Genomic DNA, 21564 nt, shown 5'->3' on the forward strand with positions numbered 1-21564 from the left:
GCACTTGTTTCCCGCGGAGGAACAGGGCTCCTCGGCTCCGCCTGTGGGGTCTCCCACTCCCTCTCCTGCCGCAGGACTTTGAATAATCATCCTGACTTAGCACCGCACGAAGAAAATGCGAAAGCATTTTCGAGGATCAAGTACCCTCCACTCCAATCAACTCAGCATTAGAAATATTGTTATAATGTTAGAAAACTGAAAATAAATAAGCACCGCCATATTTAGAAATGGACAGACGGACTTAATTATAACATATCGAATCAGATAGTGAATGAAAAAACGGATTCCATTTTGGAACCCGTTTTTTCGTCTAAATCAAAATGAACACTGCCCATATTTTTATATTGCAGACATCATTTCAGCAATTTTATCTGCAAGCTGATCTTTGTGAATTTCCTGCATTTCACCTGTTTTTCTAACTTTCACTTCAACGATGCCTTCAGAAGCTTTTTTGCCCACAGTTATGCGGATTGGCAAACCGATAAGGTCGGAATCTGCAAATTTGACACCGGGACGTTCCTGGCGGTCATCCATTAATACTTCATAGCGATCACGCTTTAGCATTGTATATAATTCCTCAGCAACTGCAGACTGAGTTTCGTCCTTCATGTTAATAGGGATGAGATGCAAGTCGAATGGAGCCAGGGAGCGCGGCCAGATAAAGCCGTTCTCATCGCTGAACTGTTCGGCAACTGCAGCCATAGTACGGGAAACTCCGATGCCATAGCAGCCCATAATCATTGGCTGTGTTCTCCCATTTTCATCTAAAAAAGTCGCTTCCATTGCCTCACTATAGCGGGTGCCCAGCTTAAAGATATGTCCAACTTCAATTCCTTTGGCAAATTGAATCGTTCCTTGTCCATCTGGTGAAGGGTCGCCCTCTTGAATGAAACGGAGATCTGCATATCGGGTTACATAGAAATCACGATCTGGATTAGCATTGACATAATGAATTCCTTCTTCATTTGCGCCACATACACCATTCACAATGGCTTCCACTGCATGATCTGCAATGATCTCAATATCCTTCACTCCAATAGGTCCCAAAGAACCAACAGCACAGCCAAGAATTTGCTTAGTCTCTTCGGCATCAGCTAGCCCCACGGCAGCGGCTTCAAGCAGATTTTTAAGCTTGATGTCATTTACTTCATGGTCACCGCGGACAAGAACAAGAACATATTTTTCATCAGCTTTAAAAAGAAGCGTCTTTATGCACTGCTCTTTAGCCACGTTTAGGAAAGTTGAAACTTCTTCAATTGTTTTTTTGTTTTCTGTTGCTGCCTTTTCCAGTTCCTGAGGCTCCTCATTGCTCTTTGAGTATTGTGCAAGAACCGGAGCCATTTCAATATTGGCAGCGTATTCGGAAGTATCTGAGTATGCGATAGTATCTTCTCCAACTTCTGAAAGAACCATAAACTCATGTGTGTCTTTACCGCCCATTGCACCCGAGTCAGCAATGACAGCTCTGAAATTCAGGCCGCAGCGTCTGAACACATTAGAATAAGCTGTAAAAAGTTTATCATACATTTCATCAAGGCTTTCTTGATTTGAGTGAAAGGAATAGGCATCCTTCATGATAAACTCACGCCCGCGAAGAAGCCCAAAGCGAGGACGCTTCTCATCACGGAACTTTGTCTGAATCTGATAAAGAGCCAATGGTAATTTCTTATATGATTTTACTGCATCACGAACCAGGCTGGTAATCACTTCTTCATGAGTGGCACCCAAAGCGAACTCTCGCTCATGGCGATCCTTCATTCTCATCAGTTCAGGTCCGTATGTATACCAGCGCCCGGATTCCTGCCATAGTTCAGCCTGCTGAAGGGCTGGCATCAGAAGCTCGACAGCCCCTGCATTATCCATTTCTTCTCTGATAATAGCTTCAACCTTTTGCAGAACTTTTTTCGCTAAAGGCATATAGCTATAAATTCCGCTTGCGTTCTGGCGGATAAAACCAGCCCTCAGCAATAATTGGTGGCTTCTGGTTTCCGCATCTGCAGGCACTTCTTTTAATGTAGGAATAAGCGTCATGCTCTGTTTCATTTATTTGCACCTCAATTAAAAATATGTAATGAATCTGCTTCCTCAACAAAAGAAGGGTCTCCCGGTCTTCAGAAAAAGCTAATAGCTTCCTAAAGACCAGAGCCCTCATCCTTCTTCTGCATGCAGCTCTGCTAAGTTTTTACAGGAAAAATCTCTGAATATCATTCCAAGTGACCACGAGCATTAATAGCATTAAAAGGGCAAACCCAATAAAGTGGACCATTCCCTCTTTATGGCGGTCAATTGGCTTCCCTCTTACAGCTTCAACAGCAAAGAACATTAATCTTCCGCCATCGAGAGCCGGAATTGGAAGCAGGTTCATAATTCCCAGATTTATGCTTAGGATACCTGCCCATTTCATTAAGTAATAGATACCTGATTTGGCTACTGTATCTGTTGAAACATAGATACCTACCGGGCCTGATAATGCATCAATTGAGAACTGTCCAGTGACAAGCTTGCCTAGCATGACAAAAATCTCTTTAGTCCAGAAATAGGTTTCCTTAGCTCCATAGGTAATGGCCTTTAAAGGTGATTTCTCCATTGGACTATATACTCCAATGATTCCAATCTTTTCGCCTTCAACATCCTGAACCTTCGGAGTAACCGGTATTGTATGTTCCTGGCCGTTTCTTTCCACCAAAAACTCCAATTCTTCACTTGGGTTTTGTCTAATGATTTCTACTACATCTGACCAGCTTGAAATTTCTGCTCCATCGACACTTTGAACCAAATCGCCTTCCTTAAGCCCAGCTTCATAAGCTGCACCATCAGGGGTCAGCTTGCCTAGTGCAGGTTCATTAGTCGGAATACCCTGCAATAAGGCTATTAGTACAAAAACAATAAAAGCCAGAACAAAATTCATCATCGGGCCTGCGAAAATCGCCATTGTTCTCTGGCCCAATGTCTTTGATGCAAATTGACGGTCATACGGGGCAATGAGCGTCTCTGTTCCATCCTCAACCAGCACAGCTGAACGGCTGATTTTAAAAACTTGGATTGACTCTTCCTCTTCACCCTCAACATACCCTTTTATTTCAAGGGCATGCTCAATGTCAGCATCTTCAACTTCAACTATTCTTGCATCTGGATATTTATCCTTATTGTTTAAAATAATTTTGCTTACTTCCTCGTTATCATCAAGGATCAGGCCGATGCGGTAGCCAGGTTTAATTTCCACCATCTCGGGATCTTCACCGGCCATGCGCACAAACCCGCCTATTGGCAATAGACGAATCGTATAAACTGTTTCATCTTTTTTAAAGGAAAACACTTTAGGGCCGAATCCAATAGCGAATTCGCGGCAGAGAATTCCTGCTCTTTTTGCAAAAATTAAGTGTCCCAGTTCATGGAAAAATACCAGTGCCCCGAAAATAACAATAAAGGCTATTACTGTACTCAAGTTTTAACCACCTTTTTTTAGAGGTTGTTCAAATGTGCTGGTGAGTGTTAATAAATTTATTGCAGCCATTTGAACGCAAGCTTATAGAAGCGAGTTAACATATTTCCTCGTTTCCAAATCTGTTGCCTGGATCTCATCAAGACTTGGATTTGAGATAATATTATGGCTGGCCAGTGCTCTTTCGATGAAATCTTCTATTTGCAGGAAGGTAATCTTTCCATCTAAGAATGCAGCAACAGCAGCTTCATTTGCAGCATTTAATACAGCTGGCATTGATCCGCCAGCTTTTCCGGCTTCATAGGCAAACTTCAGGCAGCGAAAGCGCTCAAAGTCCATTTCTGCAAAATGGAGCTTGCCAATTTCAGCAAGATTCAGCCGGTTTGCTGTTCGGAGCGGGAGCCTGTCAGGATAAGTTAAAGCATACTGAATCGGTACTCTCATATCCGGGGTGCCAAGCTGTGCGATTACACTGCTGTCATGAAATTCAACCATGGAATGGATAATACTTTCTTTATGAAGAAGGACGTCAATTTTACTGTAATCCATGGAGAAAAGCCAATGTGCTTCAATTACTTCAAGTCCCTTATTCATCATGGTAGCAGAATCGATGGTGATTTTTGCTCCCATTGACCAATTCGGATGATTAAGTGCCTCTTCAACTGTCACATTTTCTAATTCCTTGCGTGAGCGGTCTCTGAAGCTTCCTCCAGAAGCTGTCAAAATGAGCCTTTCAATATTTTTCTCTTTTTCCCCCTGAAGGGATTGAAAAATAGCCGAATGTTCACTGTCTACAGGAAGAAGCATAACACCGTTTCGCTTTGCTGCTTCCATGACCAGATGGCCGGCAGTCACAAGGGTTTCCTTATTTGCGATGGCGATTGTCTTTTTTTCCTCAATCGCCTGCAATGTGGAATCAAGTCCTACGCTGCCTAAAACTGCATTAACCAGTATTTCAGATTTTGGATAAACAGCTACTTCTATCAAACCTTCATGTCCATATGTAAATGTTATGCCGGGAAACTCAGCTTTAAGAATATCTGCAGAACTTTTTTCTGATAGTGAGACAAGTTCCGGCTGAAAGTCAGAGATAATTTTCCGGGCAAGGTCTATATTTCTGCCTGCAGACATGGCTGCTAGCTTAAATTCTTCTGGGTGTTCCTTAATGATATCAAGGGTCTGTGTCCCAATCGACCCTGTTGCACCCATTAAACTGATATGTTTCATAGTCTCCTCCTAAAAGAAAAGCGGAAGCGCCTTGCCCACCTCCGAATATTGGTTTGACACCATTAGGGGGCAGGCGCTGGAGCTAGACAGTTATCTATTAATCAAATGCGGACTGCTCCCTGGCCACCAGCTTTAGAGCAAGTGAAAAAAGTGCAGCAATGGCAGGACGAATAATAAGCTGTCAAAGCGGTCCAGAATTCCGCCATGGCCAGGCAGAATATTTCCTGAGTCTTTTACATTATAATGACGCTTTAATGCTGATTCCACTAAATCCCCTATTTGCCCGAACACTGACAAGATTGCTGTAATCACTAATAATCCCAGCATGGACTCATCAATATCTGTGAAGATAATAAATAATACCGCAACGGCAAGAGCACAGACCACACCACCAAGTGACCCTTCCACAGTCTTATTCGGGCTGATTTCAGGCCAAAGCTTCTTCTTTCCCATTGCTTTTCCTATAAAGTAGGCACCTGAATCTGTTGCCCAAATAAGAAATAATGCAAAAAAGAGATATGTCAAACCCTGATCTGCGAAGCGGGTCTCAATAAAATAGAAAAACCCAATGCCAACATATAAAGTAGACATAATCGAAAAAGCCACATCATCAAAAGTAAATTTATTTTTTGTTGCAACAGTATACGTTAGGAAAAGAAGCACCCCAAAAAGAGCTACCTCAATTTTTGTATAATTCAAATCATCCAGGATTGACTGAAATTCTTTAGGCAATAGGAAAACCCACAATAATAGTAAAGAAATAATGCCTGGAATCGAGAATAAACTTAAATTTCTCATTTTCAATAGTTCATATAGTGCAATGGATGCCAGCAAGTATGCCAGGATGATTATTGGCATGCCTCCAAAGATAATGACTGGCAGGAGGACTGCACCGAATATAATTGCTGTGATAATACGCTGCTTCATTCAATTTTTCAACACCTTTATTGTACTCCCCCAAAACGCCTTTGGCGGCTTTGGAATACTTCGATTGCTTCGAGCATTTGCTCTTCATTGAAATCCGGCCACAATACATCTGTAAACCAGAATTCTGTATACGCAAGCTGCCAAAGCATAAAATTGCTTAATCTGATTTCACCGCTTGTACGAATCAGCAGATCAGGATCCTGCAGTCCGCCCGTCATGAGGTAGGATGAGAATTTTTCTTCATTCAATTCATTTTCATCCATTATACCACTTTTGCAATCATTTAAGACATGCTTGACGGCTTCGAGTATTTCGGCTCTGCTTCCATAATTAAGTGCAAAGTTCAACACCAGGCCTGTGTTATTTTTTGTCTCTTCCATCGCTTTGGAAACTGCATTTCGGGTATGGGCAGGCAGGTGGTCAAAATAACCAATCATTCTTACTTGCACATTCTCTTCTACCAGCTCTGGCAGGAAAGTTCCCAGAAATTCCTCAGGCAGTTTCATAAGAAAGTCCACTTCCATTTTAGGCCTTTTCCAATTTTCAGTAGAGAATGCATATAGAGTTAAGGTCTTTACTCCAATATCGCTTGCAAATCTGGTAATTTTTCGGACAACTTTCATTCCCTCATGATGGCCGGCAACTCTTGGAAGAGCTCTTTTCTTCGCCCATCTTCCATTTCCATCCATAATGATGGCAACATGCTCAGGGATTTGCAATTCTTTTATTTTTTCAACTCTCTCTCGGAGATCGGAAGAACTGTTTTGGGACTTCCATAACTTCATTTTATCAAACATAAGTCTGCTCCTTTAAAATAGGTTAATCCTCCGATAAAAGATAAGTGAAACTTCAATCAGCAGGGGCTTGATCCCGGATGATTGATAGCTGATATTCATTCATAGTATCTTTTAGAGATTATTCTAATGGTAAATTATGATATTGCCTCTTTCCGCATGATAATATCATACCAAAAATAAAAAAATATATCTCTATAAAAGAGTATGTTACCAGAAACTAAATTCAGGATAGGAATACTGGCTTCTATACATATTCCAGCGAAGTCAGCATGCAAATACACAAACTGATTATGTAGCTCCCAAAGAGTAAAAGAACCCCCTATTGATAGAGGGTTCTCAGTATAGAGTCATTAGACTGCAAGAATTTCTTTTTCTTTTTCTTTTGTTAATTCGTCAATCTTACTGATGTGATCATCAGTAAGTTTTTGAATGTCATCAGAAAAACCGCGAAGATCATCTTCTGTGATATCTCCATTTTTTTCAAGCTTTTTAAGGTCATCATTGGCATCGCGGCGAACATTGCGGATAGCAACTTTTGCGTCTTCCGATTCTTTTTTGACAACCTTCACGAGGTCTTTGCGGCGTTCCTCAGTAAGCTGAGGAATAGCCAGTCTGATAACACTGCCGTCATTAGACGGATTTAAGCCGATATCAGATTTAAGGATGGCTTTTTCAATTTCTCCAAGAATGGATTTGTCATAAGGAGTAATGACTAAAAGGCGCGCTTCTGGAGCAGATACCCCGGCTAGCTGATTTACAGGAGTCGGTGCACCATAGTAATCAACAGTAATGCGATCAAGCAATGAAGCATTTGCTTTACCTGCTCGGATGCTCGCAAGCTCCCTTGTATAAGCTGAAATTGCTTTAGTCATTCTTTCTTTTGCATCTGCAATAACTTGTTTTGGCATTATTTTTTCCCCCTAACGATTGTTCCGATTGTTTCACCCATTACGGCGCGGTTAATATTGCCTTTTTCCATAATTGAGAACACAATTAATGGAATGTTGTTATCCATGCATAAAGATGAAGCTGTAGAATCCATAACAGCCAATCCTTCTTTCAAAACATCAAGATAGGAAAGCTCATCATATTTTTTAGCATTTTTATCAATGCGAGGGTCAGCTGAATAGACGCCATCCACATTGTTTTTCGCCATTAGAATTACTTCTGCTTCAATTTCTGCAGCTCGCAATGCTGCTGTTGTATCAGTAGAGAAGTAAGGATTTCCGGTTCCTGCAGCAAAGATCACAACCCGCTTTTTCTCAAGATGGCGGATGGCTCTTCTGCGGATGTACGGCTCAGCGACCTGCCTCATCTCGATTGAGGTTTGAACTCTCGTCTCCACTCCGAGATTCTCGAGGCTATCCTGCAGCGCCAATGAGTTCATGACAGTAGCAAGCATTCCCATATAGTCGGCATTTGCCCTGTCCATACCCATTTCTTCTCCAATCTTTCCGCGCCAGATGTTTCCTCCGCCGACAACAACGGCAACCTCAACACCTAATGCAGCCAGATCCTTAACCTGTGCAGCAATTGATTTAATCACTGAAGGATTAATTCCAAATCCTTGCTCCCCTGCTAAAGCTTCTCCACTTAATTTCAAGACCACGCGTTTGTATTTAGGGCTGCTCATAAGAACCTCCATATGTAGTATAAAAACTCACCATTGCTTTTTAATTTTATCTCATTCTGAAAAACAGGGAACACCAAGTGTTCCCTGAATCATAGCTGAATTAATTAATATTAAAATTTACTTCTTAACTTGGTTCATTACTTCTTCAGCGAAGTTGTCTTCACGCTTTTCAATACCTTCTCCAACTTCGTAGCGAACGAACTCACGGATTTTTCCGCCTTTAGATTCAACGAATTTCCCTACTTTTTGATCAGGGTTTTTAACAAAAGCCTGGTCATTTACGCAAACATCTTCGAAATATTTGCCAAGGCGTCCTTCTACCATCTTAGCAACGATGTTCTCAGGCTTGCCTTCGTTAAGAGCTTGCTGAGTCAATACTTGACGCTCGCGCTCTACTTCGTCCTGTGATACTTCATCACGAGATACATATTTTGGGTTTAGGGCAGCAATATGCATTGCAACATCTTTCGCTGCATCCTCGTCAGTTGTTCCTTCAAGAACTGTTAGCACACCAATGCGTCCGCCCATGTGAAGGTACGCACCGAAAGCATCGCTGTCAGTTTTTGTTTTGATTTCGAAGCGGCGAAGAGAAAGCTTTTCTCCGATTTTAGCAATCGCACTGTTGATGTGAGATTCTAATGTTGCACCGTTAGCCATTGTCTGGCCAGCTGCTTCTTCAACAGAAGCAGGCTTTACAGAAAGCAAATGCTCTGCGATTTCTTTAACAAGAGTTTGGAACCCTTCGTTTTTGGCAACGAAATCTGTTTCAGAGTTTACTTCAAGGATAACAGCTTCGTTTCCGTCTACTTTAACAGAAGTAAGACCTTCTGCAGCAATACGGTCACCTTTCTTAGCAGCTTTAGCGATTCCTTTTTCACGAAGGAAGTCGATTGCTTTTTCCATATCACCTTCAGTTTCCTGAAGTGCTTTTTTGCAGTCCATCATGCCTGCGCCTGTTTTTTCACGAAGTTCTTTAACCATTTGAGCAGTAATTGCCATTATGAGATCCTCCTTAATGAGTTATGTAATAATATCTTTACCATTTATAGCTGTATGGAAAACTAAACTTTGCCTTTTCTTTAAAAAAAGGTGATAAAGGGTGCTCCCTCTTATCACCTTCTTTTAAATCAAGAAAAAAGCACCTTAGAGCAGTTCAGCTCCAGCGCTCCAAGGCGCCTCCGCTTTTCTATTAAGCAGTTGTAACTTCTTCACCTTGTTTAGCTTCAAGGATAGCATCTGCCATTTTGCCTGTTAACAATTTAACAGCGCGGATAGCATCATCGTTTGCAGGAATGACAACATCAATTTCATCCGGATCACAGTTAGTGTCAACGATACCAACGATAGGGATGTTTAATTTATGTGCTTCTGCAACAGCGATGCGCTCTTTGCGTGGGTCAATGATGAATAGAGCATCCGGAAGGCTCTTCATATCTTTGATTCCGCCTAAGAACTTCTCTAAGCGCTCTTGCTCTTTCTTCAATTGAACAACTTCTTTTTTAGGAAGAACTTCGAAAGTTCCGTCTTCAGACATTCTTTCGATATCCTTTAAACGCGCAATACGCTTTTGAATTGTTTCAAAGTTTGTTAAAGTTCCACCCAACCAGCGCTGGTTCACATAGAACATACCAGAACGGATTGCTTCTTCTTTAACAGAATCTTGAGCTTGTTTCTTAGTTCCTACGAAAAGGATTGTGCCGCCGTTACCAGCAAGCTCCTTAACGAAGTTATAAGCTTCTTCTACCTTCTTAACAGTCTTTTGAAGGTCGATGATGTAGATGCCATTACGCTCAGTGAAGATATATTTCTTCATCTTAGGGTTCCAGCGGCGAGTCTGGTGTCCGAAGTGTACACCAGCTTCAAGCAATTGCTTCATTGAAATTACTGACATTTGTGTTTCCTCCTAATGGTTTTTAGTTCCTCCGCCCATATCATTTTCAGCCGGCAACTGCATTTGAACAGCACCATCCGGCTAAATCCATAAGCGTGTGTATTAACACCATTTGTTAATATAGCATAAGTGTTTTTCACAATCAAGCTATTCTTGCTGATTTTGACGAAATTTAAGCATTAACTCGATTTCTGTCTTCCCTTTTCCTAATTTCTTTGCAATATCTTCCACATTCAGTCCCTGTTTTTTCATCATAAGCACTTGATCTTCCATTGATGAAGGAATCTCTTCTTTAACCCGCTGACTGTTATCTGACTGCATTACAGATTCAGGTACCTTTAAAGATGCTAAACCTTCTGATTCATTCGATTCTTCCTCCGCAGCCCTCAAGTTCTTTTTGTAGGCTTTAGATGCCTGATATACGGATGCTCTGGCTAATCGCAATGATTTCTCAGCAGCTTTAGCTATATTTTCATCACTTTTTCTTTCGGGATTTACCCTGATGCTTTTTTCTTTTACAAATGATTGGTTTTTAGCATTTATCTGCGAAAATTTGTTAATAAAGTCATCGTTTTCTTCCTTCATTTGAATTAGGTAAGAAGATATGACTTCTTCCATTTCAACAAGCATTTTTTCCTGTTTTTTCTCTGTTTCCATTAATTTGTTCTGACGCAGAAACAGCAAAATAATGGCTAATAACGCTACAATATTCAGCAGCAGGCTAATAGCTAATAGAAAAGCTGTCATGATATCCCTCTATCCGCTGTAGTCAATAACCTTCCCTTTGTATGGATGGTTCTGTATTTCATTGCTGTCTTTTTTCTGATTATCTTTCCGTTCATGTCCCCCGGCATCATTTTGGCTTTCGCTGTCATCATTGCCAAGATTGACATTTTGTTTTTGCTCATGTTTGATCACGGTCTTCCGCTGCTTCTCAGCATTTTCCCGTATACTCTCGGCAGCAAACCCGCTTATTGTCTGTCCCCTCTGCTGAAGCTGTTCCTGGATTTTACCTGCGTCAAACGTTCTCGGCAGTGCTATCTGCATTTCTATTGATTTTAAACTCATCCCGGATCACTTCCTTAATAAAGGATCGTTTCTCCCTGTTTCTAAAGGATTACTTCTTATTTCTCCCTTTGAAAAATGGAACTTTGAAGATTTGAATTGTCTGGCGAATCACTTTTGAATATTTTCCAAAATGCATAGAAGTGTTTGGATAGACCTTCCCATAAATAACAATCGAAGCTTTCATTTTTCATCTTTATCTTTTTCCAGTTCGGTAGCTCTTCATTTATTTGGTCAATTTAACCTGCAAATGAGCTTTGGTTGCCCTTTGTTTGAGAATAATGATTCTATGTTCTTCCGACAGCTTTCCTGTAAGCCTTGCCATTTCTGTCAGTCTTCCATCAATACTATCCAGCTTTTTGATTGCTTCTTGCAGTTTGGCTGATTCGTTTAGGAGAGCTTTATCGGCCTTATCCAAATCGGTGTCCATCCCTGTAAAAAGCTCCGTTTTAGTAAATAGGTGATTGCCCAGCTTTTAATTTTAACAGATATGCATCACTGCCGTTTTCTGCAGGAATTCCTTTTGATAATAGAATGGGGTATTCCACTGAGAAAGGATTTCTGCAGATTCACTGGATTACTTCTTCGCTCATACCAAATGTGATTTTTTCGTCAGCAAGCAGTTTGTACAAATCTTCAGGGTGGACGGCTCTATCAAGTTTAATATCTGACGGCTGAATCAATGCAGCTAAACGTTGAGCATCAACTAAAATTTGAAATTGGCTTTTCATGCTGATTCCTTCCTTTGCAGAAAGAAATGACACTAGATTATATTGCTTTTTCCAGCAGCTGCCTCAGCTTAAAAATTGACTTTGAATGAATTTGAGATATACGGGAGGTAGATAGGCCCATCACTTCGCCAATTTCTGTCAGTGTTAATTCCTCTTTATAAAATAAACTTAGCACCATCTGCTCTTTTTCATTTAATTGTAAGATTTTTTCAGCCATTTCTTCCAAAAGTTCATTCTTTAATACCTTTTCTTCTGGAATAATTGCTTTTTCATCCTTAATGGAGTAGCTGCCATCCTTTTCGTCAGCATCGGGCTGTTCATCAATTGAAAGGATGTTTGCGTAAAAATGTTCATTCATAACAGAATACACTTCATCTTCCTGCATCTCTGCTTCTTCAGCAATTTCATGCACAGTTGCATTGCGCATCAGCCGCTGCTCCAGCTTCTCAATGGCAGCATCTATTTTTTTCGCTTTATCCCTCGTACTTCGCGGAAGCCAATCTTCCTTCCTTAATCCATCCAGAATTGCACCGCGAATGCGAAAAGAAGCATATGTATCAAATTTCAAATCTCTTGCAGGATCAAATTTTTCCAGAGCGTCATATAACCCCATTAGCCCCAGGCTACGAATATCATCTCTTGAAACATTCTTCGGCAGGGTAGCGGATATCCGCTGTACATGATAGCTTACAAGAGGCAAATATTTTTTCACAAGAAAATTCCCCGCTTGAGCATCACGAGAGTCGACCCATTTAGCCCAGTATGTGCTTTCTTCGGTTATCAGGTCTGTCATGGCCATCCTCCTCAAACGTTTCCATTTCTATTAACTATTGTTAGTATATCAAAATGTTTCCTATAAAAATATTAACTTCAGCCTTCACCGCTCGCTTTTAACCCATAAAGAGGGGACGTGTTCTTCGGAGAGGTTATTGGAGAGATTTATAAAAAGCCGGAAAAAAAAAGCTGATTCTCTAAAAACTGCACATAATTAAAAACAGGAACTTAAATAATCATTTGGCCTTTGTTTACAGTCCGAATCATCAATTCACCTGATTGAGGGTTGAATTCGATTGTTCTGCCGCTGTGGCCCCCAACATCTTCACCTAAAATGGCAATTTTCAAGAATGAAAGTTCCTGTTTTACTGCCTCTACGTTCCTGGGACCAATCCTCATTAAATCACTTCCGGAGGAGTACTTAAACATTTGGGCTCCACCGGCAATCTTCGCTTTTAATCCTGAAGGCCTTGCCCCGCCTTTCGCCAGAAGGCTCACTAAGTCCCTGATTGCAGTATCAGCATATTTAGCTGAATTAAAGCTTGCACCTTTGGCAAGAGAGGAGTCAGGCAGCATAATATGTGCAAGTCCGGCAATTTCTGCGCTAAGGTCATAAAGAACCACACCTACACAGGAACCAAGTCCTGATGTCCTGATTAAGCTGGGGGTTTTAACAATATTCATATCTGCGATGCCTACTTTTACAACTTCAAGAAGATTATTCATGATCCGGGACTCCCAAGGCCTTAAAAATGATTTGAAATGATTCAGGATCGGGAAGCAAAAAAAAGTGGCCATTTACAGCATCCGTATTTTGAAATTCTTCATTTAAAGCTGTATCAATTACAATCGCGTAATCGCTCAACTGTGAAATTTCCAGCAGCCCCGTGCCAATTATTGCTCCCACCATATCAATGCTCAGCATTGGCACAGAGGGGAAAAGTGATAGTTTGGTAAAATCAGATAAAGAAGATAAATAAGAGCCTGAGAGAATGTTTCCAAGCTCCTGCAGTGCCGATAGGGCAAGCTCATCATATGGCAATTCATCTGCACAGAAAGGTATGTTTCCAGGCAGTTCCCGAATGAAGATTTCAGCCTGTTCAAGAGGCAGTACAAAAAACATGCTGCCTGGGGCGTCTCCGTCTATCCTCAGAAACACCCCGGCCACTACATTGTCTGCCCCTCCAGCCATATCGATCATTTCATCAAAAGAAACAATTTTCACATCCGGCACAGACATATCAATTTTTTTATTGAGAAGCGTTGATAATGCAGTCGCCGCATGCCCAGCTCCAATATTCCCGATTTCTTTAAGAATATCCAATTTCAAGCTGCTGATATTCTTGTCTAGAAAACTCATCCCGCTATCCCTTGTCCATCATGGGCTGTCAACTCTTCAGGATTCAGGACTCTTTCCAAATCTATCAGAATAAATAATCGCTTATCGATTTTCGTTACACCTTTGATAAAATCGGCCTCTTCAGTACCGATTACCTCCGGCGGGGGTTCAATAGATTCAAGGTCCACATCAATGACATCATTTGCAGAATCTACAATCAGCCCAACTTCCATATCATCCAATACCGCGATAATTACTCGTGAATGCTCATTATATTCAGCCTCTTCCAGATTAAATCTGCTTCTGAGACTAATAATCGGCGTTACAACCCCCCGTAAATTGATTACTCCTTTTACAAAGCCTGCTGTTCGTGGAACCCGGGTTATATGCTCAACCTTTTCAATTGAACGCACCTGATTCACCGGAATTGCATACTCTTTCTCTTTCAGCTGGAATACAATCAATTTTAAATCTGCGGCTGCCGTTTCACTCATCCTGTTCACTCCTTTATAAACGTCAATCTTAATTATTTAATCAATGCATTGCAGTCCACTATCAGGGCGACCTGTCCATCACCTAAAATGGTTGCACCGGAAATGGCAAATACGCTGGTTAAGTAGTTTCCAAGGGATTTTAAAACCACTTCCTGCTGTCCAATAAAGGAATCTACAACAAGCCCTGCCATCTTTTCCCCTTTTCTGACGATGACAACGGAAATGAATTCTTCTTCATGATTCTCAGATGGCACTTCAAAGATTTCCTTCAAAGATAGGAGCGGAACCACTTTTCCTCTGAAATCAATCACCTTTTGATTATGCGCACTTAAGATGTCTTCTTTTCTGATAATAGCTGTTTCAATAATAGACGATAGAGGGATTGCATATTTTTCCTTCTCAATCTCAACGAGCATGACTGAAATAATGGATAAAGTTAATGGCAGCTGTATGGAGAAAATGGAACCCTGCCCCACTTTTGAATCAATTGAAACTGATCCTCCCAATGACTCGATTGTATTCTTTACAACATCAAGCCCCACACCCCGTCCGGAAACATCTGAGATTTTATCCGCAGTCGAGAAGCCAGAAGCAAAAATCAGTTCATAAGCCTGTTTGTCCGTTAGAGCAGAAGCTGTTTGCTCTGTAATGATGCCGTTTTTCAGTGCTTTCTTTATAACCTTATCTTTGTTTATACCTGCACCATCGTCCTCTATTTCAATGAACACATGATTGCCGCTGTGATATGCCTTTAATACGACATTTCCTTCTTCACTCTTTCCGTTTTCTTTGCGGACTTCCGGCGTTTCAACCCCATGGTCCAGTGCATTTCGAATTAAATGAACAAGCGGATCGCCAATTTCATCAATAACAGTCCGGTCTAGTTCGGTTTCTGCCCCGACTATTTCGAGATTGATCTTTTTATTTAAATCTCTTGCCAATTGTCTGACCATTCTTGGGAAACGATTAAATACCGTTTCTATTGGGACCATGCGCATATTCAGAATAATATTCTGAAGGTCTCCTGAGATCCTTGACATATGCTCAACCGTTTCATGCAGTTCCTGATTGTTTAATTCCTTGGATATTTGTTCAAGCCGTCCCCTGTCAATCACCAATTCTTCAAACAAATTCATAAGGATATCCAATCTCTCGATATTTACCCTAATCGTTTTATTGCTAACCTGCTTTACTGTTGGGGCTTTTTTGTCCTCTTTTGGCATATCTGAAGCAGCCTCTGCGGCCACTTCCGCGGCAGGCGGTGCAGCTTCTGCCTCTTTCAAAGCTTCCTGAGTGCTGTAGTTCTCCATAGATAGCCGCAGCACTTCAATTCTTTCCACTTCCGATACCTTCAAAAGTTTTTGACGGATATCTTCAGGCGTTTCTTTGGTAACAATTGTTACAGAAAATTCCTGATCAAATTGCTCTTCTTCAAGCTGCTCAACTGAAGGTGTGGCTTTGATCACTTCCCCGCTCTTCTCAAGTACTTCAAAAACCATAAATACTCTGGCGGCTTTCAGCAGACAATCTGCCCGCAATGCTATTGATATTTCATAGGATTCAAAGCCCTGCTCCTTGGATTGCTGAATAACTGTCCATTCAAAATCATCATATGTACTCTTGATCATTCCTTGCGGTTCTGCAATTGCTGCTGCCGTTTCGGCTCTTGCTGCAGACTGCACCGGACTTTCCCCTTTTTCGATCAGCATTAATTTTTCTACAGCTTCGGAAACATCCCTTTTGCCGTCACCGCCTTCTGCAATTGACTGGACCATTGCTTCAAGATCATCAACAGCCAGAAAAACGACATCCAGAATTTCAGCATTCACTTTTATTTTCTGATTTCTGATTGCATCAAGCACATTTTCCATTTGATGGGTTAGATTTGCGAGATCTTCATACCCCATAGTGGCTGACATGCCTTTTAGCGTATGCGCTGATCTGAAGATCTCATTAACTATTTTGATATCCTCAGGATTTTTCTCTAATTCCAGAAGCTGCTCATTGCACGCCTGCAAATGCTCCTTGCTTTCTTCAATAAATACCTCTAAATATTGATTCATCTCCATGTGCCTGCACCCCTCGGCTTTAAACAAATTTCAATATGGATTCTGCTATATGTTCAATATTCTGCACATCATCTGCCAGACCGGATTCAATCACCGCTCTTGGCATTCCAAATACTATCGATGTTTCTTTTGATTCAGCAATAGCCTTTACTTCACCGTTTTTCTTCATTTCCATCAGGCCATTTTTTCCATCTGCACCCATTCCTGTCATGATGACAGCAATTTTTTGAATCCCTTTGATTTCACCTAAGGACTCAAACATCACATCAACTGAAGGCCTGTGTCCGTTCCTTGGCGGTGAATCATCCAGATGGACAACAAGATCCTTGCCTAATCTTGCAGCTGTCAGATGAAAGCCTCCTGGAGCTATATATGCCGTGCCGTTCTGAAGAATATCACCATCCTCGGCTTCCTTTACCGATAAATCTGATAAACCATTAAGTCTGCTGGCCAGCGATTTCGTAAATCCGGCAGGCATATGCTGAACAATGAGTACCGGCGCATTCAGATTTCCAGGGAGGTCACACAGCACTTTTTGAAGAGCCCGCGGTCCGCCTGTGGAAGTACCTATGCAAATTAACTTTCTGAGATTTGAACTCGATACGGAAGAAGAACGGCCGATCTGCATAAATTGACATGGTTCTATTTTACTAAATTTTTGCTGTAATACAGCAGTTTTTTTTCCTTTAGCCGGAAATTTAACCAGCCCTTTCATATTTGCATTGCTCGCCTGCACTATTTTTTCTGTTAATTCAGTTTTTATTTTATGCAGGTCCAGTGAAATGGGACCTGATGGCTTGGCAATAAAATCTACTGCACCATATTCCATAGCTGTGAAGGTGTTTTCAGCACCTTCCTTCGTGGTGCTTGAAAGCATCACTACAGGGACCGGCATGGTCTTCATAATAATTTTTAGAGCTTCCAGGCCATTTAGAACCGGCATTTCAACATCCATGGTTACTACATCAGGATTTAATTCTTTTATCTTCCTTAGTCCCTCTTCCCCATTTCTGGCTGTCCCGACAACTTGAATTCTGTCATCTTCAGAAAGGAAATCCCCAATCAGTTTTCTCATAAAGGCTGAATCATCTACTACAAGCACTTTGACTGTCTTCATGCTGGTTCACCCCCTATTAAAAAGAAATTCTTTCAGTTTTGATATAAATTGGACAGAATGGTGTTCACCAGTATGTCCGATAGGCCTGCCGCCAACTTTCTCAGTCATATTCCGAATTGCTTTTGAAGCAGCTGAATTCCCTTGATGCAAAATGAAAGGGATTTGCCGTTTAACAGCCTGCTGTACGCTGCGATCATCCGGAATGATTCCTAAGAGGTCAGCCTTTCTCCCTAAAAATCTTGATAAGACAGCTGAAATCCTCTTATACGTTTCCTTCCCTTCTCTCTCTCCTTCAGATCGATTAATGACCAAATGAAATGGGATTGTCCCATCCAAAAGATGTATATGTTTCATTACAGAGTATGCATCAGTGATAGACGTTGGTTCAGGTGTCGTAATAACTGCAATTTCCTGGACCGAGAGTATGAACTTAGCCGATTCCTCTGTAATGCCTGCACCCATATCAAAGATGATATAATCATAGTTTTGGATGAGATCAGCAAGTTCGTCTGTGAATCTTGAAATTTGCCCAGCATCCAGTTTCACAAAATGCGAAAGGCCAGTCCCTCCGCCAATATAGTCAAGTCCAAAAGGACCCTCAGAAATAATATTTTTCAATGGGATATTCTTTTCTAAAAAGTCAGCAATCGAATATTTAGCCGACCTTCCCATTAGAATTTCAAGATTCCCCATACCAATATCCAAATCGAATAACAATACCCTGTGGCCAGTTCTGCATAGGGAAATGGAAAAATTTAATGAGAAATTGGATTTGCCTACTCCCCCTTTTCCGCTTACAACTGCTATTGTTTTAACTTGATGATTTCGGCTGTCTTCTTCTTTCAGCCTGGTTCTTAGCCTTTCTGCCTGATCGTTCATTTCTTATTCCCCATTAGTTGTTTTACAATAGCCTCTGGCCCTGCCATCAGAATATCATCAGGAACATCCTGTCCATTTGTAATATACGCGGCACCTTTTTTATATTTATGAATTATGTTGTACATGGAACCATAAGTTGACGTTTCATCTGCCTTTGTAAAGATAAGCTTATCAATGTCTATAATTGAAAATTGATTATAGATCTCTTCCATATCCTTTTGTTTCGAGGTTAGTGAAAGCACTAAAAAGGTTTCCATTTCATTTTCAAAATCAATGACATTCTTTAAATCTTCTACATACTGTTTGTTTCTGAAATTCCGCCCTGCTGTATCAATTAAAACCACGTCAAATTCTTTCAGTTTATCGGCAGCCTGTCTGAAATCTTCTATTGTATAGCAAACTTCCAAAGGCATGTTCAGGATACTTGCATAGGTTTTTAATTGATCGATCGCTGCTATCCTGTAAGTGTCGGCTGTGATAAATGCAGCCTTTTTTCTATGTTTAATAACACACTCTGCTGCCATTTTCGCCAATGTAGTGGTTTTTCCAACTCCTGTTGGGCCTGCTACATTGATATATTTTTTGCTGAAAGAAATCCCTTCGAATGGAATATCCTCTATTTGCTTTATTAGTTCTTCGTGCAGCCAGGCATCTATTTCAGAATCCTTAGCATTCGCACCGCGCAGGTACCATTTTTCCAGCAATGCTTGAAGAACATGATCCTGAACGGACTTATCAATTTCCTGTTCATCAAGAATGAACTGGGCTTTTCTTATCGCTTCGGGATGAACAGGAATTGCCTGGTTTGAACTGGCCAAAGAGGACATCATCTGTTTCAGGCTGCTTATCTCCCTAATCAGCTCATCTGAAGTTTTCAAGCTGGAAAATTGAGCATCTTCTGCATTCCCCTTGTAATCGTCTGAATGATCTTGGACAGCTGCCGGCTTTACCGAAGGCTTTTGTTCTGATTCCTGATTTGCATCCAGCGCGGCCATTACTTCAATATTCCTTTTTTTAAAAAAGCCCAGAACTCCGCCGGTATATACTACTCTTGAATTTAGAATTACAGCATCCTTGCCTAGCTCCATCCGGATTTGTTTCATCGCATCAGGCATCGATGCTGCCATAAACTTTTTTACCTTCAATCAATATTCACCACCCCGACACTCTGAACTTCCGCATTTGCTTCCAGTTCGTTATAGGAAAGAATCGGTATTTGCGGAAAATACCTTTCCGTTAATTGCCTGACGTACATTCTGACTGCTGGAGAACAAAGGACAATTGGCGTCTGCTCCATCAGTGAAAGCTGTTCCACCTGCGAAGCAATGGATTCCAGGATATTCTGCGATACTGTTGGGTCCATGGATAAATAATTGCCATGCTCTGTCTGCTGAACACCTTCTGCAACCAATTTCTCGACTTTCCCTGATAGGGTTACGACTTTTATGGAGTCACCCTGCTGTGAAAACTGGTTAGTAATTTGTCTGGCCAAAGCCTGACGGGCATACTCGGTAAGCAGGTCTGTATCACTTGTAGATTTTGCGAAATCAGCAAGTGTTTCAAAAATAACCGGCAAATTCCGGATTGAAACGTTTTCCCTTAATAATTTCGCAAGCACCTTTTGAACTTCCCCCACTGACAATGGGTTTGGGGTCACCTCTTCAACAAGGATTGGATAGCTTTCCTTGACATGGTCAATCAGCTGTTTTGTTTCCTGGCGGCCTAATAGCTCATGGGCATTGCTTTTTATTACTTCTGTAATATGAGTAGAAACAACAGATGGAGGGTCAACGACTGTATAGCCAAATATTTCTGCCTGCTCTTTCATTTCTTCTGTTATCCATTTTGCCGGCAGACCAAATGATGGCTCAATCGTATCAATACCTTCTATGCTATCATCTTCAATACCAGGACTCATGGCTAAATAATGATCGAGCAGAAGCTCGCCGCGTGCCATTTCATTTCCTTTTATCTTCAGCCTATATTCATTCGGCTGCAGCTGAATATTGTCACGTATCCTTACCACAGGTATGACAAGTCCCAATTCGATCGCCAGCTGTCTCCTGATCATAACAATCCTGTCCAGAAGGTCACCGCCCTGATTCGTATCGGCAAGAGGAATCAGCCCATAGCCAAACTCGAATTCAATTGGATCTACATTTAAAAGATTAACCACACTCTCAGGACTTTTCATTTCATCGGTTTCAATTTCTTCTTCCATCTCCAGCAATTGTTCCTTATCAGGCTGGGGAGTCTTTGCAATCGTGTAACCTCCGAAAATCATTAAGCCGCCAATCGGCAAAGTTAGCACTAGCCCTATTGGTGTCAGTAAACCTAAAAGAATAATAGTACCGCCAGTAACATATAACATTTTCGGATAAGCAAACAGCTGGGAAGTAATATCTTTACCAATATTTCCATCAGATGCTGCCCTTGTAACCACAATACCTGTTGCAGTGGAAATTAACAGTGCCGGGATTTGGCTGACAATTCCGTCACCAACCGTAAGCGTCGAATATTTCATGGCTGCCTCTCCAAACGGAAGCCCAAGCTGCATCATCCCGATGACCACTCCGAACAGAAGGTTTATTAGAGTTATGATGATCCCAGCAATGGCGTCACCTTTAACAAATTTGCTCGCACCATCCATTGAACCGTAAAAATCAGATTCACGGCTGATTTTTTCGCGGCGTTCCCGGGCTTCATGCTCTGAGATCATACCTGCATTCAAGTCTGCATCGATACTCATTTGTTTACCCGGCATCGCATCAAGTGTAAAACGCGCAGCTACTTCGGAGACCCTCTCAGATCCCTTCGTAATAACGATAAACTGGATAATGATGAGTATTAAGAAAACTACAAGACCAACAATGACGTTTCCTCCGGTTACGAAAGAGCCAAAAGTTTCAACAACTTTACCGGCTTCCCCTTCTGATAGAATGGATCTGGTCGTAGAAACATTTAACCCCAGCCTGAATAATGTCATTAACAATATTAACGAAGGAAAAATGGAAAATTCGAGCGCTTCCTTCATATTCATGGCTGTCAGCAAAACCATAAGTGCAAGCGCAATATTAATGATGATCAGTACACTTAAAAGCCATGGCGGAAAAGGTATAATAAGCATGGCTACTATTAAAATTACACTCATCAATACTGATAAGTCTCTTACTTGCATC

Annotated in this window: 22 protein-coding genes; all 22 read right to left on the bottom strand. The window is 41.3% G+C overall.

The genetic code is table 11. From position 1 onward, the window contains the following. Positions 1–339 precede the first annotated feature (339 nt). A complete protein-coding gene (locus tag NR125_RS02360; RefSeq protein ID WP_071156610.1) occupies positions 340–2043 on the bottom strand; it encodes a proline--tRNA ligase in 1704 nt (567 codons plus the stop codon). A gap of 139 nt (positions 2044–2182) precedes the next feature. Next, positions 2183–3445 carry an RIP metalloprotease RseP gene (gene rseP, locus NR125_RS02365; RefSeq protein WP_019381777.1) on the bottom strand — a complete coding sequence of 421 codons (1263 nt, stop codon included), beginning with the start codon at positions 3443–3445 and terminating at the stop codon, positions 2183–2185. A gap of 81 nt (positions 3446–3526) precedes the next feature. Beyond that, on the bottom strand, positions 3527–4669 hold the full coding sequence (locus tag NR125_RS02370) for a 1-deoxy-D-xylulose-5-phosphate reductoisomerase (protein WP_009330711.1): 1143 nt from the start codon (positions 4667–4669) through the stop codon (positions 3527–3529). 132 nt (positions 4670–4801) lie between these two features. After that, complete coding sequence (locus NR125_RS02375; RefSeq protein ID WP_009330712.1) at positions 4802–5596, bottom strand: phosphatidate cytidylyltransferase; 795 nt, start codon at positions 5594–5596, stop codon at positions 4802–4804. A 17-nt stretch (positions 5597–5613) separates the two neighbouring features. After that, complete coding sequence (locus NR125_RS02380) at positions 5614–6393, bottom strand: undecaprenyl pyrophosphate synthase (RefSeq protein ID WP_009330713.1); 780 nt, start codon at positions 6391–6393, stop codon at positions 5614–5616. A 350-nt stretch (positions 6394–6743) separates the two neighbouring features. After that, on the bottom strand, positions 6744–7301 hold the full coding sequence (gene frr, locus NR125_RS02385) for a ribosome recycling factor (protein WP_009330715.1): 558 nt from the start codon (positions 7299–7301) through the stop codon (positions 6744–6746). Continuing rightward, the gene (gene pyrH / locus NR125_RS02390; RefSeq protein WP_009330717.1) at positions 7301–8026 is read right to left on the bottom strand and encodes a UMP kinase; all 726 of its coding nucleotides are present in this window, start codon (positions 8024–8026) and stop codon (positions 7301–7303) included. The genes frr and pyrH overlap by 1 nt, the downstream gene beginning before the upstream one ends. 117 nt (positions 8027–8143) lie before the next feature. Beyond that, positions 8144–9025 carry a translation elongation factor Ts gene (gene tsf, locus NR125_RS02395; RefSeq protein ID WP_009330719.1) on the bottom strand — a complete coding sequence of 294 codons (882 nt, stop codon included), beginning with the start codon at positions 9023–9025 and terminating at the stop codon, positions 8144–8146. Between the two features lie 190 nt (positions 9026–9215). Next, on the bottom strand, positions 9216–9917 hold the full coding sequence (gene rpsB, locus NR125_RS02400) for a 30S ribosomal protein S2 (RefSeq protein WP_009330721.1): 702 nt from the start codon (positions 9915–9917) through the stop codon (positions 9216–9218). A gap of 147 nt (positions 9918–10064) precedes the next feature. Then, positions 10065–10664: a DUF6115 domain-containing protein gene (locus tag NR125_RS02405; protein ID WP_009330724.1), complete on the bottom strand. Its 600-nt coding sequence runs from the start codon at positions 10662–10664 to the stop codon at positions 10065–10067. Positions 10665–10673: 9 nt separating this feature from the next. Then, positions 10674–10985, bottom strand: a complete 312-nt coding sequence (locus NR125_RS02410; RefSeq protein WP_009330726.1) for a hypothetical protein — start codon at positions 10983–10985, stop codon at positions 10674–10676. 223 nt (positions 10986–11208) lie between these two features. Further along, positions 11209–11400 carry a hypothetical protein gene (locus NR125_RS02415; protein ID WP_226280705.1) on the bottom strand — a complete coding sequence of 64 codons (192 nt, stop codon included), beginning with the start codon at positions 11398–11400 and terminating at the stop codon, positions 11209–11211. Between the two features lie 151 nt (positions 11401–11551). After that, positions 11552–11746 carry a hypothetical protein gene (locus NR125_RS02420; protein ID WP_009330730.1) on the bottom strand — a complete coding sequence of 65 codons (195 nt, stop codon included), beginning with the start codon at positions 11744–11746 and terminating at the stop codon, positions 11552–11554. Positions 11747–11750: 4 nt separating this feature from the next. Continuing rightward, positions 11751–12506: a FliA/WhiG family RNA polymerase sigma factor gene (locus NR125_RS02425; protein WP_009330732.1), complete on the bottom strand. Its 756-nt coding sequence runs from the start codon at positions 12504–12506 to the stop codon at positions 11751–11753. A 209-nt stretch (positions 12507–12715) separates the two neighbouring features. After that, positions 12716–13213, bottom strand: coding sequence for a chemotaxis protein CheD (locus NR125_RS02430; protein ID WP_009330734.1), 498 nt, complete (start codon positions 13211–13213; stop codon positions 12716–12718). Then, positions 13206–13847 carry a chemotaxis protein CheC gene (locus NR125_RS02435; protein ID WP_009330735.1) on the bottom strand — a complete coding sequence of 214 codons (642 nt, stop codon included), beginning with the start codon at positions 13845–13847 and terminating at the stop codon, positions 13206–13208. The genes NR125_RS02430 and NR125_RS02435 overlap by 8 nt, the downstream gene beginning before the upstream one ends. Then, positions 13844–14320 carry a chemotaxis protein CheW gene (locus NR125_RS02440; RefSeq protein ID WP_009330736.1) on the bottom strand — a complete coding sequence of 159 codons (477 nt, stop codon included), beginning with the start codon at positions 14318–14320 and terminating at the stop codon, positions 13844–13846. Before NR125_RS02440 ends, NR125_RS02435 begins: the two co-directional genes overlap by 4 nt. Positions 14321–14352: 32 nt before the next feature. Further along, complete coding sequence (locus NR125_RS02445) at positions 14353–16389, bottom strand: chemotaxis protein CheA (protein WP_034295723.1); 2037 nt, start codon at positions 16387–16389, stop codon at positions 14353–14355. 19 nt (positions 16390–16408) lie between these two features. Further along, a complete protein-coding gene (locus NR125_RS02450; RefSeq protein WP_009330738.1) occupies positions 16409–17506 on the bottom strand; it encodes a protein-glutamate methylesterase/protein-glutamine glutaminase in 1098 nt (365 codons plus the stop codon). Positions 17507–17512: 6 nt separating this feature from the next. Then, a complete protein-coding gene (locus NR125_RS02455; protein ID WP_009330739.1) occupies positions 17513–18385 on the bottom strand; it encodes a MinD/ParA family protein in 873 nt (290 codons plus the stop codon). Next, the gene (gene flhF / locus NR125_RS02460; RefSeq protein ID WP_034295725.1) at positions 18382–19530 is read right to left on the bottom strand and encodes a flagellar biosynthesis GTPase FlhF; all 1149 of its coding nucleotides are present in this window, start codon (positions 19528–19530) and stop codon (positions 18382–18384) included. The genes NR125_RS02455 and flhF overlap by 4 nt, the downstream gene beginning before the upstream one ends. Beyond that, positions 19527–21563 (bottom strand): flagellar biosynthesis protein FlhA, encoded by a 2037-nt coding sequence (gene flhA / locus NR125_RS02465; RefSeq protein WP_009330741.1) that lies wholly within the window; start codon positions 21561–21563, stop codon positions 19527–19529. Before flhA ends, flhF begins: the two co-directional genes overlap by 4 nt. Between the last annotated feature and the right edge of the window lies 1 nt (position 21564).

It is taken from the genome of Cytobacillus sp. Bac17 (genome assembly GCF_024519925.1).
GTDB classification, from domain to species: Bacteria; Bacillota; Bacilli; order Bacillales; family Cytobacillaceae; genus Cytobacillus; species Cytobacillus pseudoceanisediminis.